Here is a 14,787-nt window from a genome sequence, read left to right on the forward strand (position 1 = left end):
ACCGTCAACTGACGCGGCCAGGGGCTTTTGCGCTGCTCATAATGGGCGGGTGACCTTGCGGATCGACATCGGCGGCCTGCCGCCCGAGCGGCTGCGGTTCGCCGCCTCCCCGCTGGCGGAGCTGACGGCGATGCTGCACGTCCTGGCGGAACCCGGACACCATCCGCGGCTCGCCGGGTGGGCCGCGGACGTGTGGGCCGCGCTGCGGCCCGAGCTGGCCGAGCGGCTGCGGGAGGCGGAGTTCTTGTGGCGGTCCTCGCGCGCCGACTTCCTGGTGCCCGCCCGGCCCCGGCCGACCCTCGCCGAGGAACTGGACGACGTGGACCGGATCGACGACGCCCGGTACGTGACCGCCGCGCTGGTCACCACCTGCGGCAGCAACCGGATCCACTTCGGCTCCCCGTCGCCGCTCACCGACGCGACCGCGCGCGAACGGGCCCTGGACCTCGCCCAGGCGCGCGGCGCGTTGCAGGAGGCGTTCGCGGAACGGCTGCTCGCGGACCCGGCCGCCGTGCGGGCGCGGGTGCGCGACACCCTCGAACAGTGCGCCGGGGCGTTCTTCGACGCCGCCTGGTCGGGGGCCGCCGTACGCATCGCCTCCGACCTGCGCCTGAAGCACGACCTGCTCAAGCGGCAGGGTCTCGGTGCGGCGCTCGCCTCGGTCTCCGGCGCGGTCGCCCTGGCGCCGGGCGGTGACCGGATCGTCGTGGACAAGCTCCAGGACAGCGCGACCGCCGCCCGCGACGACGGGGTCACCTTCATCCCGAGCGTCTTCGGCCGCCCGCACCTGGTGGCGGTGCACGCGCCCGGGTGGCGGCCGGTGGTGCAGTACCCGGTGGCCGAGCCGGGCCCGTCCGAGCAGGTGCCGATGGAGACGGTCACGCTCCGGCTGGAAGCGCTCGCGCATCCGGTACGGCTGCGGCTGCTGCGCACCCTCGCGCGCGGCCCGCACACCACCGTCGAACTGGCCCACGCCTGGGAGCTGTCGCCCCCCGAGGTCTCCCGCCACCTCGCCGTCCTGCGCCGCGCGGGCCTGCTCACGAGCCAACGCCACGGCCGTTACGTCCGGTACACCCTCAACGCACCCGATCTGACGTCGCTCGGCTCCGATCTGCTGGCGGCCGTCCTGCGCTGAGCGGCGCCGCTCGGCGCTGGCGGCCGTCCTGCGCTGAGCGGTGCCGCTCGGAACGCCCCGCCCCGGCGGGACGCCCTCGAACGGCCGCGGCTCACCCTTCCGCGCGGGCCACCAGATCGCCGGGGTCGGTGTTGGCCCCGCACAGCAGGACCGCCACCTTCTCGCCGGGGCGCGGCTCGTACGGCCGCCCGCCGCCGTCCTCTCCCCCGGTCGGCAGCAGCGGCGCGAAGGCGGTGGCCCCGCCCACCTCGGTGACGATCCTCAGCTCGTCCCAGAGCGTCTGGCGGGCGGCGATGATGGCCCGGTCGGGCACCAGGACGGACCGCGCGTTGTCCTGACGGCCCGCGTGGACCGCCATCTCGGTGGCGCGGCGCGCGCCGAGCGAGTCGCCCGCGACGGAGTCCACGGTCACGTCGACCGGGTGGCCGGCCTCGACGGCCGCGTGCAGCGTACGGGCGTTCTCCGGCTCCACGGCGACGGCGCGGATGCCGTGCTCGCGCGCGGCGGTGGCGACCCCGGCGAACAGTCCGCCGCCGACCGCCACAAGGACGGTGTCCAGGCCGGGAATCGCGGTACGGATCTCGTCCAGTACGGTGCCCGCCCCCGCGGCGATGTACGGGTGGTCGTAGGCATGGCTGCCCAGCGCGCCCGCGGTGGCGGTGAACTCCTCGCAGGCGGCGAGCGCTTCGGCGTACTCCTTGCCCACCAGGCGTACGTCCGCGCCGTACGCCCGCAGGCGCGCGACCTTCACCGCGGGGGCCGTCTCGGGCACGAAGACGGTGGCGGGGACGCCGAGCGCTTTGGCCGCCCACGCGCAGGCGAGCCCGGCGTTGCCGCCGGACGCGATGGTGACGCCCGCGGCCGGGAGGGTGCCGGCGGCGCTGTGCGCGAGCAGGAAATTCCGCGCGCCGCGCGCTTTGAAGGAGCCCGTGAACTGGAGGTATTCCAGGGCGAACCACAGCTCGTAGGGCTTGCCGCCCCGGCCGCCGCCGACGAGGCCGGGGTCGGCCCTGGTGACGGCCACCGGCCTGATGTGGCCGTCGATGCGGTCGGCCGCCTGCCGGATGTCGTCATAGTCGAGGTGGCGCACGCGCTGCTCCGGGTGTTTGGGGGTTCGGGGGTTCGGGGGTTCGCGGTCCGATCATCGTGCCACGCGCCCGATCGGCGCCCCGCGCCGCCCAGGACGCCTGGTGGCACCCGGTCGACGTCGCCATGGAGATCCCCCCGCCGCGCGGACGGCGACGGCTGCGGCCAAAGCGGCGCCGTGCGAGGGTGCCGACCGGGGCGCGGGGGACGCGGCCTTGCGCGGGCCCGGTCCGGCAGGCGTCTGTCTGGTGCGCCTCTCCCGTAAACCTCGGCCGGGAGGCCAGACTTGGCGGTGTGGTGAACAAGCGCAGCGCCGGGGTCCTGCTCTTCCGCGAGGTCGGCGGCGCGGACCGGGACGGCGGGATCGAGGTCCTTCTCGGGCACATGGGCGGGCCCTTCTGGGCCCGGCGCGACGCGGGCGCGTGGTCGATCGTCAAGGGCGAGTACGGGCCGGACGAAGCCGCGGTGGACGCCGCCCGGCGCGAGTTCCGGGAGGAGGTCGGCCTGCCGCTGCCCGACGGCGAACTCCTCCCGCTCGGCGAGACCGAGCAGTCCGGCGGCAAGGTCGTCACGGCCTGGGCGCTGCACGCCGACTTCGACCCGGCCCTCGCCGTGCCCGGCACCTTCACGATGGAGTGGCCGAAGGGGTCGGGCCGCCTCCAGGAGTTCCCGGAGATCGACCGGGTGGCCTGGCTCGGTCTGCCGCAGGCCCACGAGAAGATCGTGGAGGGGCAGCGCGTCTTCCTCGACCGCCTGGCCGCGCTGCGCGCCGGTTGACGAGGGGCATAAGGGGCCGCTCCCACCGGCCCTACGGCGTCGGCCCGTCGAGCGACCGCCGCCTGCCGCGCAGAAAGGCCCGCTCGGCCGCGTTGTCGGTCCGCCCGAGCGCCGCGTCGTAGGCCGCCGCGGCCTCCCGCGTACGGCCCAGGCGGCGCAACAGGTCGGCGCGGACGGCGTGCAGGACGTGGTAGCCGTCCAGGTCGAGGCGGTCGACGAGGGCGAGCGCCGCCGCCGGTCCCTGGACCTCGGCCACCGCGACCGCGCGGTTGAGAGCGACGACCGGGCCGGGGGCGACCGCGAGCAACTGGTCGTACAGCGTCACGATCTGCGGCCAGTCCGTGGCCGCCGCCGTCGGCGCGTCGCTGTGCACGGCGTTGATCGCCGCCTGGATCTGGTACGGACCCGGCTGCCCCCGCCGCAGGCACTGCCGTACGAGATCCTGGCCCTCCGCGATCAGGGCGCGGTCCCACCGGCTCCGGTCCTGGTCGGCGAGGAGGACGAGGCCGCCGTCCCCGGCGGTGCGGGCCGCCTCCCGCGACCGGGTGAGCAGCATCAGCGCCAGCAGGCCGGGCACTTCGGGCTCGTCGGGCATCAGCGCGTGCAGCAGGCGGCCGAGCCGTACCGCCTCGGCGCACAGGTCGGCGCGGACCAGCCGGTCGCCCGAACCGGCCGTGTGGCCCTCGTTGAAGATCAGATAGACGACGGCGAGCACCGCGCGGAGCCGGTCGGGCAGGTCGGCGTCGGACGGGACGCGGTACGGGATGCGCGCGTCGCGGATCTTGCCCTTGGCCCGCACCAGCCGCTGCGCCATGGTCGGCTCGGGCACCAGGAAGGCCCGCGCGATCTCGGCCGTGGTCAGCCCGCCGAGCAGCCGCAGCGTCAGGGCGGTCCTGGCCGCCGGCGAGAGGGCCGGGTGGCAGCAGGTGAAGATCAGCCGCAGCCGGTCGTCGTGCACGGGGCCCTCCTCTCGCGCCGGTTCCCGGTCGGCCCGCAGCAGCGCGGCCTGGGCCTGGTGGTCCGCGCGGGAGGACTCGCGGCGCAGCCGGTCGATCGCGCGGTTGCGCGCCGTGGTGATGATCCAGCCCGCCGGGCTCGGCGGCACCCCGTCTGCCGGCCAGCGCCGTACCGCCGTGGTGAACGCGTCCTGGACCGCCTCCTCGGCGACGTCGATGTCGCCGAAGGAGCGGACGAGGACGGCGACAGCGCGGCCGTACTGCTCGCGGAAGACGCGGGCGACCTCCGGCTCGGGCGCCGCCCCCTTTCGCGGCCCGTACGCCGCCCGTGGCTCCGGCCCCTCGTACGGTGGCCGTCGCTCCGGCTCGCGCGTCATGCCGACGTCACTCGGACGGCCCGTACCGGAGGGGCCTGACCTCGATCGGGAGGGTCGTCGCGCGGGCGAGCGCGCGGCCCCACGCGAGGGCGGCGTCCAGGTCGGGCGCCTCGACGATCGTGAAGCCGCCGAGGTGCTCCTTGCCCTCGACGTACGGGCCGTCCGTGGTCAGGATGTCGTCGCCCTTGTGCCGCAGCACGGTGGCCGTGCCCGCGGGGAACAGGCCCGCGGCGAAGACCCAGGCCCCGGCGGCCTTCATCTCGGCGTTGAGCGTGTCGAGGTCGCGCCGGATCGGGGCGAGGAATTCGGCGGACGGCGGCTCGTCGGTGTCGGGCTGGTAGACGCTGAGCAGATACTGCGGCATGGGGTGCCTCCCGGGTCCGTACCGGGCTCCTGCCCGGTTCCTGCGGCCGGTGCGCCGACCGGCTCTCACTGTCCATACGAACGGGTCGGGCCCGGATCGACATCTCGGCTGTTGTTGAATGGTGGACGGCCCGCCGCCGACCGAGGGCGTGCCCGGTGAGGTCCGGCCCGAGGTGAGGCAATCAACAGGTGAGTGCGCGTCCCGTGTCCCTGAGGAGTCTGATACCGGCGGTCTTCCTGCCGGTCCTGATCTTCGAGACGGGCATGGGCGCCCTCGCTCCGGTGCTCGCGCTCAGCGGCAGAGCGCTGGGCGCGAGCGTCGGCAGCGCCGGGCTGGTGCTGGCGCTGCTCGGCGTCGGGCAGATCCTCGGCGACGTGCCGGCCGGTGCGCTGGCGGCGCGGCTCGGCGACCGCAAGGCGATGCTGGTCGCCTCCGGGGTCACGGCGGTGACGCTGTCCGGCTGCGCGCTGGCCCGCAGCGTGTGGCAGCTCGCGGTGGCGGTGACCGTCACCGGCGCCTCCAACGCCGTCTTCATCCTGGCCAGACAGTCGTATCTCACCGAGGTCGTGCCCACCGGGCTGCGCGCGCGGGCGATGTCCACACTCGGCGGCATGTCGCGCGTCGGCGCCTTCGTCGGGCCGTTCCTCGGCGCGGCCGTGCTCACCAGGTTCCCGGTGCACGACATCTACTGGCTGGCGCTGCTGTGCACGGCGGTGACGGTCGTGGTGCTGCTGACCGTGCGCGACGTCGCGGACCCGGCGGCGGGGGCCGTGCGGGAGACCGCCTCGGTACGGTCGGTGCTGCGCGGCCACCGCCGGGTCTTCCTGACGCTGGGCCTGGCCGTCCTGCTGGTGGCCTCGGTCCGCGCGACCCGGCAGACGGTGCTGCCGCTGTGGGCCGACCATCTGGGTCTGAGCCCTTCGTCCACCAGTGTGGTCTTCGGGATCGCGGGGCTGGTCGACACCCTGACCTTCTACCCGTCGGGGCAGGTGATGGACCGGGCGGGCCGCCTGTGGATCGCCGTGCCGTCCATGGTGGTGCTGGGCTGCGCGCAGGCCGCGCTGCCGCTGACCCACGGCCTGGCGTCGCTGACCGTCGTCGCCATGCTGATGGGCTTCGGCAACGGGATCGGCAGCGGCATCCTCATGACCCTCGGCGCCGATGTCGCGCCGCCGCGCGCCCGCTCGCAGTTCCTCGGTGTGTGGCGGCTGTGCGCGGACTCCGGCGCGGCGGGCGGTCCGCTGGCCGTCTCGGCCGCCGCCGCCCTCGGCAGCCTCGCGGCCGGGATCGCCCTCATGGGCGCGGTCGGCCTCGCGGCGGCGGGCGCGCTGCTGCGCTGGGTGCCGCGCTATTCGGCCTACGCGACAACCGGTACCCGCCGGTCGAGCACACGGGTCGCGGGCGGCGCGGCCCCCGCCCCCGTACCCGAGCCGCGCCCGCCGGGGGACGCGTCCGGGCAGCCGGAGCATCCGGTCCGGGGCAGGGGCGAACCTCCGCGTACGTGAGGGCCGCCCCCTCGTACGCGGAGCGGACGGCGGCCCGCGGTGTGCCCACGTACCGTGGTCAGACCGCCCGTTCGGCCAGGAACGCCTCCCAGGTGCGCTCGCCGACGGTGGCGCCCTCAGTCGTCAGATTCTCCCCGTCCCGGTACACGCGCCCGGCCTTGCCCGGCATCGGGACCGGCATGATCGGGCGGCGCTTGCCGACCGCCTGGAGGTAGCCGCGGGCCGCCTCGGCCAGCGTGTAGACGGTGGGTCCCACCATGTCGGGGACCCGCCCCGCGGGCTCGGCGAGGGCCAACTCCACCATGCGGGCGGCGACTTCGCGTGAGTCGACCGGCTGGAGCCGCATCACGCCGGGGATCGGCAGCACCGGCAGCTTGGCCATCTTCCCGATGACGGTGAAGGCGAACTCGTGGAACTGCGCGGCGCGCAGCGTCGTCCACGGCAGCCCGGACTCGGCCACCATCCGCTCGGCGGCCAGTTTCACCTTGAAGTAGCCGAGCGGGACCTTGTCCGCCGCGACGACCGAGATGTAGACGAAGTGCCGTACGCCCGCGGCCGACGCGGCGGTCAGCAGGGCGCGGGTGGACTTGTCGTCGCTCTTCGCGTCGCCCGCGAGGTGCAGGACGGTCTCGATGCCGTCCACCGCCGCGTCGATTCCCTCGCCCGTGAGCAGGTCGCCGGTGACGTACTCGACGCCGTCGCCGGACGCGTGGGCCGTACGGCTCAGCACCCGGGGTTTGGTGCCCGCCTCCGGCAGGAGCGGGATCACGTGCCGCCCGAGGGTGCCCGTACCGCCGGTGACCAGGATGGATGCTGTCATGACGTCTTCTCCGTGTTCGTCTGGCGAGTCGTCCGGCGGTCTCGTTCGGAGCCGGAATCCGATGGTCTGTCGCGGGGCCACCGTGGGGACACGGCGGGGAGACCGCAGGGCCCCACTAGCTGAGGCCGCCGTCCGCGCGGAGATTCTGGCCGGTGAGCCAGCGGGCGGCGGGGCCGGCGAGGAAGGCGACGACGTCCGCGATGTCGGCGGGGCGGCCCAGGCGGCCGAGCGGGGTGAGGTCGATGAGCGGCTGGAAGTCCGCACCCGGGTTGGCCTCGCGCAGGAGGTCGGTGTCGGTGGCGCCGGGCGAGACCGTGTTGACGGTGATGCCGCGCGCGCCGAGCTCGCGGGAGGCCACGCGGGTCAGTTGCTCGATCGCGCCCTTGCTGGCCGCGTAGGGCGCGTTCCCGGGCGCCGGGCGGAGCGTGTTGAGGGTGGAGATGTTGATGACACGGCCGTCGTCGCGCAGGTGCCTGGCCGCGTAACGCATGGTCAGGAAGGTGGACTTGGCGTTGCCCGCCATCACGCGGTCGTACATCTCCTCGTCGGTGTCGGCCAGGGGCGCGGGGGTGATGCTCAGCGCGGCGTTGTTGACCAGGATGTCCAGGCCGCCGAGGTGGCGGTCGGCGGTGGCCATCAGCCGCTCGGCGGCGCCGGGTTCCACGAGGTCGGCCCGGAGCGCCCGCGCGGTCCCGCCCGCCTCTTCGACGGTGCGTACGACATCGGCCGCGGCCTCGGCGTCGCGCGCGTAGCCGAACACGACGTCCGCGCCGTCGCGTGCGAGCCGTTCCACGATCGCCCGGCCGATGCCCCGCGAACCGCCGGTGACCACAGCGGTCTTGCCCTTGAGCACGGTCATGCAGCCCTCCCCCGGCGGCCGTTGCGGCCGCGGTCTCCGCCCCAGAACCTACGCCGGTCCGTACCGGCGCGGAACAGGGCGCGCCAAGGGCGGTGCGAGCCGCGCTCACCCCGGGAGGCGGTCGCCGCCCGTGTCGCGGTCGGCCCGGTCCCGTGCGAGGGCGGGCACCAGCGACGAGTGGAGGTGGCGGGTGACCCGGCCCGGTGCGGGGGTGTGCGCGCGGTGGGGCGCGGGGACGCGCGCGTGCACATGGACGTGGTCGCGCACGGTGGCGGGCGGCGGCTGGGCCGCGCGGTCGAAGAGGTGCTCGCCGGTGCGTTCGACGGCGACGGTGGCGACCGTGCTGGCGACCAGCAGCGCGGCCAGTGTCGTGAGGGCCAGCGGGCGGCGGCGCGGCGGGCGGCCGAGCAGGGCGTGCACCCGCGCGGGGACGTCGCTGCCGGTGGCCGCCGCGACGGGCGCGGCTCCGGCGGCCGGGTGCGGCGCGTCGTGCTGGAGCAGCGCCGCGCGGGCGATGGTCCTGGCGACGAGCTGCCGGTCGCCGACGCTGCGGGCGGCGTCCTCGTCCGCCCAGCGCTCGACGGCCTGACCGGCCGCCTTGGCGGTACGGCGCAGCAACGGGTTGACGCCCGCGGCCAGTTCGGCGGCGAGGATCCACCAGACGTGCCGGTGGTTGAGGTGGGAGTGCTCGTGGGCGAGGACGACCTGCCGCTCCTGCGGGGTGAGCGCCCTGAGCAGGCCGGTGGTGATGACGATGCGCGCGGCGGGGGCGGGGGTGGTGAAGGCGTCGGGCCACGCGTTGTCGACGACGAGCACGGGGTCGGCGGTGCGGGGGCCGCGGGCGATCCGGTAGACGGCGGCCAGCGCGCGCAGTCGGCGGACGACGGTGAGCGAGGCGTGCGCGACGGCCGCGGCCAGCAGGACGAGGCTGGCCGCGGCCAGCGGGTCGGGCACGGGGTCGAGGGCGTCGAGGCGCTTGGGCGACCACGGTCCGAGCGCGGCGATCGCGGGCACCTGTCCGAGCCAGGTGAAGCCCAGCTCGCCGAGGACGAACAGGGTCGAGGCGGCCACCGCGAGCGCGGCGGGCACGAGCAGCCGGGTGGCCGTGGCGGGCGGCAGCAGCTTTCCGAGCCGGGGCGCGGTGAGCGCGAACAGCAGGCAGACGAGGGTAGTCGCGCAGACGGCTCCGGTCACGCCGCCTCCCCGGTGTCGGCCGCCCGCCGCCGGTCCGGGGGTGCCGGACGGCGCGACGCGGTCGAGCAGGTCGGGTCCGGGGGCGGCGATCCGCGCGACGCGGTCGAGTCGGTCGAGTCGGTCGGAGCCTGAAGCGCCGATCCGCACGATGCGGTCGAGTCGGTCGAAGCCTGAGGCGTCGGCCCGCGCACGGCGGTCGCGCCCGCCGCGTGCCGCCCGTTCGTCGCGTCCACCGCTGTCAGCACCTTCACCGCTTTCCGTCCGGCTCCGGTCCGTCAGACGGATCGGCCGCGCCGTCGGTTGCCTCGCCGTCCCGGCGACTTTCGGGGCCCGAAGGGTCGAGAAGGCTGCGCAGGAGGTGTTCGTCGGCGGCCTTGAGCGTGCCGACGAAGCGGACCAGCACACCGGCGCGGTCGTCGTCGGCGTCGAGCAGCCGCTGCATGCGCTGCGCGGTGACCTCGGCCGGGTGCGCGGGCGCGGTGTACGCGTAGCCGCGGCCCTCCTGCCGCCGGGTGACCTCGCCCTTGGCGTGCAGCCGGGTGAGCACCGTCATCACCGTCGTGTAGGCCAGCTCCCCGCCGAGCGCGTCGCGGACCTGCGCCGGGGTCATCGGTCCTGCGCCCGCGGCGAGTACGGCCTGGATGTCGCGTGCCAGACCGCCACGGCTCCGGCGCTGAGGGGCCATCGGTGATCTCGTCTCCCCTTATTACGCTACTACAAGTTCTGTAGTAGCTTCCGGTTCCGGGTGGTTACTACAAGGAGTGTAGTAACCACCGGCATCACGGCGTCCCGGAGCACCGGGCCGCCGACCGGGAGAGGGCCGACAGGGAGTGGCCGCCATGGACCGTTCGCCATGCGGATGACAGGGCCGGGCGTGTGCGTCGTCGTCATCGCCCGCGACGACGCGGAAACCGTCGGCGCCGCCGTACGGTCCGCGCTCGCGCAGGGCCTGGCCGTCACCGAGGTCGTCGCGGTGGACGACGCCTCCCGCGACCGGACGCCCGACGTCCTGGACGCGCTGGCCGCCCGCGAGCCCCGGCTGCGCGTCGTGCACCGCGCCGAGAACAGCGGCGGTCGCGGCACGCCCCGCAACGACGGCGTCGCGGTCGCCACCGCCGAGTACGTGATGTTCCTCGACAGCGACGGCGTGCTGCCGGACGGCGCCGTACGCGCGCTGCTGACCGCCACGGAGACCCACGGCACGCCGGTCACCGTCGGCGTCGCCGTCCGCCGCGAACTGCCCGGCGGCCGTGAGGTGCGCTGGCAGCCCGCGCTCTACCGCGAGGCCGCCGTCCTCGCGTCCCCCGAGGACCATCCGGAGCTCCTGCGCGACACCCTGTGCGTCAACAAGCTCTACCGGCGCGCCTTCCTCGACCGGCACCGGCTCCGCTGCCCCGAAGGCACCTTCGCCTACGAGGACTTCGTCTTCACCGCCCGCGTCCTGGCCGCGGGACCGCCGATCGCCGTCGTGCCCGACACCGTCTGCGTCCGGCGGGCGCGCCGCGAGGCCGGGGAGCCGGTCGCGCCCGCCCGCCGGGACATCGGCGACTGGGCCGCCCGCGTCGCCGCCCACCGCCAGGCCGTCGACGTCTTCACCGCCGCCCGCCGCCCCCTGCTCGCCGCCGCCTGCCGCACCAAATTCCTCGATGACGACCTGTGCCTGTACGTCCGCGAACTGCCCGGCCGCGACCCCGCGTACCAGCGCGCGTGGTGGAGACTGGCCCGCGCCTACCTGGCCTCCTTCACCGACGCCGAGCGGGCCGCGGCTGCGGCCCCCGCCCGCTGGATCGCCGCGGTGGTGCTGGCCGGTGACGCCCCGCGCGACCTGGCCCGGCTCGCGCAGCTCGCGGCGGACCCGGCCAGACTGGCCCCGCCGTACGCGCGGACGTCGGCCGGTCCCGTCTGGTCGGACGGCCTGCGCGACGTCAGGCTCGACGGGCTCGGCCAACTCCCGCTCGACGCACTGCCGTTGACGGTGGACGGCACGCTGTTCACCGGCCGTCACGGGCGCCTGCGGCTGCGAATCCGCGATCTGTACGGCCGCCTCGCCGCGGTCGGCGGCCCGGTCTCCGTGGAGGTCGACGTCATCGCGCGGGACGGCGCGGAACCCGCCGTCACCACCACGGCCACGGCGTACGACGAGTGCGGTCGCTGGCGCGCCAGCGTCCCGCTCGACGTGGGCCGGCTCGCCGCCGCGGGCTGTCGCGGCACCCAGACCTGGGACGTACGGGTGCGGCTGCGGTACGCCGACGGCACGGTGACGGCCCCGCTCGCGCCGCGCGCCCAGGACTCGGGGCTGCGGCGCACGGTCACCCCCTGCGGGCGGTACGGCGTCGCGCTGATCCAGGCGTACCGGACGGCGGGCGGTTCGCTGGCGCTGCGCCTGGCACCCGGCGCGCGCGGGGCCTTCGACGTGGCCCTGAGACGGCTGCGGAGCCGGTCGCGTACGACGGCGTCCGCGGTATGAACCCCGGCGGTCGGCGCCGGAGGACGACGAAGCGACGAGATGCCGAAAACTACTACAAAGAACGTAGTAGGATGCGCCGGGAGACGATCCGAGGCATACGAGCAAGCGGGACACGGTGCTGACCTCCTCCTCCGCGGCCATCGACACACCCCCAGCGGCACCGCCCGCCGGTCCGCCGTGCCGCCCGGCGCTCCGGGCCGCCGCGACACCGCTGGCGGCGCTGCTCGCGGCGGCCGTCTCCATGGGCGCCTACTGCCTGGCGCTGGCCGTGCACGGGACGTACCCGTTCGGACCGAGATCGCGGGCCGTCAACGACCTCGGCAACCAATTCGTGCCGTACCACGCCCACTTGTGGGACCTGATGCACGGCCGCGCCACCGGCGACCTGATCGTCAACTGGGGCAGCGGATACGGCGTCCCCTTCCTCGCCGACTTCTTCACCTATCTGATGAACCCGTTCTCCTGGCTGGTCGGGCTCTTCCCGCGCGACGCCGTCAACGCGGCCGTCTTCACGGCCACGGTGCTGAGCATCGGACTCGGCGCGGCCCTGATGACGGTCTACCTCGGCAGGCTGCGGCCGGGCTCGCCGTGGCTGCGCGCGCTGCTCGCGGTCGGCTACGCGGTGAGCACCTGGACGATCTCGGACGGCTTCGGCGACCCCATGTGGATGTGGGGCCTGTCGTCCTTCCCGCTGCTCGGCATCGCCTACGACTGGTGTCTGCGCGGCCGCCGTTGGGTGCCCGCGACGCTGGTGATCACCCTGTGCTGGGCGGCGAACTTCTACACCGCGGCCATGGCGACCCTCGGCATGGGTCTGGTCCTCGGCGCCCGCCTGCTGCTCGACTCCCGTCCGGTACGGGACCGTTGGCGCGCACTGCTGCGCGCCGCGGCGGCGACCGCGACCGGCCTGCTGCTGGCCGCGCCCGTGCTGACGGTGAGTTACACCGCCAGCAAGGCGTCCCAGCCCGCCGAGCCCCAGGACTACACGCCGCCCGCCGCCCTCGACTACCTCGCGCACCTGCTGCCCGGCGGCCTCTACCCGTCCGCCCCGCGGATCTCCGTCGGACTGCTGCCGCTGCTGCTCGTGCTCGCCTTCCCCTTCATGCGGCGGGTGCCGGGCAGGGAACGCGCGGTCTGGACCGGGCTGCTGGTCCTGGTGGCCCTGTCGTACGTCTGGAAGCCGACGGTCCTGCTGTGGCACGGCCTGGCCATGCCCAACGGCAGCCCCTACCGCGCCGCCATCGCACTGACGTCCATGCTGGTGGCGGTCGCCTGGCTGGCGCTCTCCCGCAGGCCACGCCCACGTGAACTGCTCGCGGGCGCGGCCGCGTTGGCGGTCCTGCTCGCCGCGGTGAGCGGCGGTCACTACTTCACGCGCGGCGAGTGGATCCTGATCCTCGCCGACAGCGCCCTCGTCCTCGGCCTTCTGCTGCTGCTCGCCCGCCACCGGACCGACCGCCGGGTACGTATCGGCGTGTTCGCCGCGCTGACCTGCTCGGTCTTCCTCGCCACCGCCTACAGCGTCTTCTCCGTCAGCGTGATCAGGGACGACAACCCCCAGTGGACGCCGAGGGAGACGATCAGCGCCGCGTCGCTCACCGCGCACGCGGCGGTCGGCGCGCGGGACGACTGGCCCGCGACCCGCACCGACCCCGGTCCGCACCAGTACACCGCCAACGACCCGCTGCTGCTCGGCGGCGAGGGCGGCTCGTACTACAGCAGCTACCTGCCCGCGCGGACCGCGGCCACCCTCCAGGCCCTCGGCTCCGCCTGGACCATGAGAGGCCGTCACATCTACGGCCTCGACGACCCGGTGGGCCGGGCGATCATGGGAGTGAGCAGTTCCCTCGGCATTGTGCCCGGCGCGCCGAGCGCCGTCGCCCAGCACACCGCGCCCGCTCCCCCGATCGTCACCCTCAGGCCCGGCGCCGCCTTCGACGGCGCCGTCCGCGACACCTCGGTCTTCGCCCGGCAGCAGCGCGTGCTCGGCGCCCGGGTCTACCGCGTGCCGCTGCTCTCTCCCGCCTCCGGGCCCCGGCCCGTCCCCGAGCCGAACGGCACCTGGCGGCTGCCGGGCAACGCCAAGGGCGCGGCCTGGACGTCGTTCACCGCGACCTGCGCGCCGGGCACCCTCGCGTATCTGTACGCGCCCTGGTTCTCCGGCCCGGTCCGTGCGAACGGCGCCGAGTACCGGGCGGTCGGCGTCCACGACCTGGCCGCCAACGGGATCATGCCGCTCGGCGCCGTGCCCGCGAGCGGCCGGATCCGGCTGGCGCTGGGCACCACCACCGCGCAGGACATCCCCCGGTTCCCGGTCGGCTGCCTCGACCAGGGCGCGCTGCGGCGCGCGGTCACGAAGCTGCGGGCCACCGGCCCGGCCGAGGTCACGGCGGGCGGCCATACGATCACGGCCGCCTTCCGCCGGGGCGGCCACGGCACCGCGGTCCTCGCCGTGCCCGCCGTGACCGGCTGGCGCTGTTCGGTCGACGGCGGGGCTTCGGCGGCCCCCCGCACCCTCGGCGGCCTCATCGCCGTGGATCTGGGCGGCGGTTCGCGGGTCTCCTGCTCGTTCCGCACACCCGGTCTGAACGCCGGGCTCCCGGCCTCCGGCCTCGCCCTGGCCGTGCTGCTCGCGGTCGGCGTCGGCGGCCGGTTCCGCGACCGCTCGGGGCGCGACGGCTCCTCGGGTACCGCCGGACGCACCCTCGCACGGCGGCTCTTCCCCCAACGCACCACGCGCGACGGGCTCTTGGACGGGTCCGCGCTCCGCGGAACCGCCCTCGGTCTCCGTCGCCCCGGGAGGCGCGCATGACGAAGCTCTCGGTCGTCGTGCCCTGTTACGACGAGGAGGCGGTCATCGACCGCTTCGACGCGCAGACCCGTGCCGTGCTCGGCGGGCTCTCCGCGGCCGGGGTCACGGTGGACGCGCTGGTCACCGGGGTCGACGCGCCCGGTTGTGTCACCCTGGTCGCCATCATCGCGGGCCTGGGCGGCGTCCAGATGGTGATGCCCGGCCTGATCGGCGAGTACATCGGCCGGATCTCCTACGAGACCAAGCGGCACCCGCACTTCCTGGTCAAGGAGGCCCACCATCCGTCGTCGCTGGCGCCGGAACCGCTGGACGCCCTCCGGCACCGGCGGCAGCGGGAGCTCCGGCACGGCAGGGTGATCTGACGGTGTATCACCCTGTCGCGCCGCGGCCCCCGCTGCCGCCGCGCCGACACCGCACGCCCGCACGGGCCCGGAG

The 14,787-nt window shown here is 75.2% G+C and carries 12 protein-coding genes and 1 pseudogene; 6 read left to right on the forward strand and 7 right to left on the reverse strand.

Going from position 1 to position 14,787, the window contains the following annotated elements; genetic code table 11:
• The first annotated feature begins 49 nt into the window (after window positions 1-49).
• Window positions 50-1,135: a DUF5937 family protein gene (locus ACIQCJ_RS13625; RefSeq protein WP_391119019.1), complete on the forward strand. Its 1,086-nt coding sequence runs from the start codon at window positions 50-52 to the stop codon at window positions 1,133-1,135.
• 91 nt (window positions 1,136-1,226) lie between these two features.
• Here the strand turns inward: ACIQCJ_RS13625 and ACIQCJ_RS13630 are convergent, their stop codons facing one another.
• On the reverse strand, window positions 1,227-2,225 hold the full coding sequence (locus tag ACIQCJ_RS13630) for a threonine/serine dehydratase (protein WP_402711447.1): 999 nt from the start codon (window positions 2,223-2,225) through the stop codon (window positions 1,227-1,229).
• A gap of 290 nt (window positions 2,226-2,515) precedes the next feature.
• On the opposite strand from ACIQCJ_RS13630, the gene ACIQCJ_RS13635 reads away from it, so the two are divergent.
• Window positions 2,516-2,998 (forward strand): NUDIX domain-containing protein, encoded by a 483-nt coding sequence (locus ACIQCJ_RS13635; RefSeq protein ID WP_391163120.1) that lies wholly within the window; start codon window positions 2,516-2,518, stop codon window positions 2,996-2,998.
• Between the two features lie 31 nt (window positions 2,999-3,029).
• On the opposite strand, the gene ACIQCJ_RS13640 is transcribed toward ACIQCJ_RS13635, so the two are convergent.
• Together ACIQCJ_RS13640 and ACIQCJ_RS13645 are read right to left on the reverse strand one after the other, a co-directional pair.
• Window positions 3,030-4,331 (reverse strand): RNA polymerase sigma factor, encoded by a 1,302-nt coding sequence (locus ACIQCJ_RS13640; RefSeq protein ID WP_402711448.1) that lies wholly within the window; start codon window positions 4,329-4,331, stop codon window positions 3,030-3,032.
• Window positions 4,332-4,338: 7 nt separating this feature from the next.
• Window positions 4,339-4,695 carry a YciI family protein gene (locus ACIQCJ_RS13645; protein ID WP_391045906.1) on the reverse strand — a complete coding sequence of 119 codons (357 nt, stop codon included), beginning with the start codon at window positions 4,693-4,695 and terminating at the stop codon, window positions 4,339-4,341.
• A 203-nt stretch (window positions 4,696-4,898) separates the two neighbouring features.
• Between ACIQCJ_RS13645 and ACIQCJ_RS13650 the strand changes: the two genes are divergently transcribed.
• Window positions 4,899-6,200 carry an MFS transporter gene (locus tag ACIQCJ_RS13650; RefSeq protein WP_402711449.1) on the forward strand — a complete coding sequence of 434 codons (1,302 nt, stop codon included), beginning with the start codon at window positions 4,899-4,901 and terminating at the stop codon, window positions 6,198-6,200.
• Window positions 6,201-6,258: 58 nt separating this feature from the next.
• Here ACIQCJ_RS13650 and ACIQCJ_RS13655 read toward each other — a convergent pair whose 3' ends face one another.
• The 4 genes from ACIQCJ_RS13655 to ACIQCJ_RS13670 all read right to left on the reverse strand — a co-directional run bounded on the left by ACIQCJ_RS13655 (window position 6,259) and on the right by ACIQCJ_RS13670 (window position 9,758).
• A complete protein-coding gene (locus tag ACIQCJ_RS13655) occupies window positions 6,259-7,020 on the reverse strand; it encodes an NAD(P)H-binding protein (RefSeq protein ID WP_391045909.1) in 762 nt (253 codons plus the stop codon).
• Window positions 7,021-7,135: 115 nt separating this feature from the next.
• Complete coding sequence (locus ACIQCJ_RS13660) at window positions 7,136-7,879, reverse strand: glucose 1-dehydrogenase (RefSeq protein ID WP_355341557.1); 744 nt, start codon at window positions 7,877-7,879, stop codon at window positions 7,136-7,138.
• A 105-nt stretch (window positions 7,880-7,984) separates the two neighbouring features.
• Window positions 7,985-9,220, reverse strand: a complete 1,236-nt coding sequence (locus tag ACIQCJ_RS13665; RefSeq protein ID WP_402711450.1) for a M56 family metallopeptidase — start codon at window positions 9,218-9,220, stop codon at window positions 7,985-7,987.
• Between the two features lie 100 nt (window positions 9,221-9,320).
• On the reverse strand, window positions 9,321-9,758 hold the full coding sequence (locus ACIQCJ_RS13670) for a BlaI/MecI/CopY family transcriptional regulator (RefSeq protein WP_402711451.1): 438 nt from the start codon (window positions 9,756-9,758) through the stop codon (window positions 9,321-9,323).
• Window positions 9,759-9,926: 168 nt separating this feature from the next.
• Between ACIQCJ_RS13670 and ACIQCJ_RS13675 the strand changes: the two genes are divergently transcribed.
• The 3 genes and pseudogenes from ACIQCJ_RS13675 to ACIQCJ_RS13685 all read left to right on the forward strand — a co-directional run.
• On the forward strand, window positions 9,927-11,540 hold the full coding sequence (locus tag ACIQCJ_RS13675; protein ID WP_402711452.1) for a glycosyltransferase family 2 protein: 1,614 nt from the start codon (window positions 9,927-9,929) through the stop codon (window positions 11,538-11,540).
• A gap of 115 nt (window positions 11,541-11,655) precedes the next feature.
• Window positions 11,656-14,352 (forward strand): YfhO family protein, encoded by a 2,697-nt coding sequence (locus ACIQCJ_RS13680; protein ID WP_402711453.1) that lies wholly within the window; start codon window positions 11,656-11,658, stop codon window positions 14,350-14,352.
• Window positions 14,353-14,426: 74 nt separating this feature from the next.
• Window positions 14,427-14,714, forward strand: a pseudogene (locus tag ACIQCJ_RS13685) (hypothetical protein); the annotation flags it as partial.
• Between the last annotated feature and the right edge of the window lie 73 nt (window positions 14,715-14,787).

Origin of the sequence: Streptomyces sp. NPDC093221 (assembly GCF_044753885.1) — a bacterium.
Classification (GTDB): domain Bacteria; phylum Actinomycetota; class Actinomycetes; order Streptomycetales; family Streptomycetaceae; genus Actinacidiphila.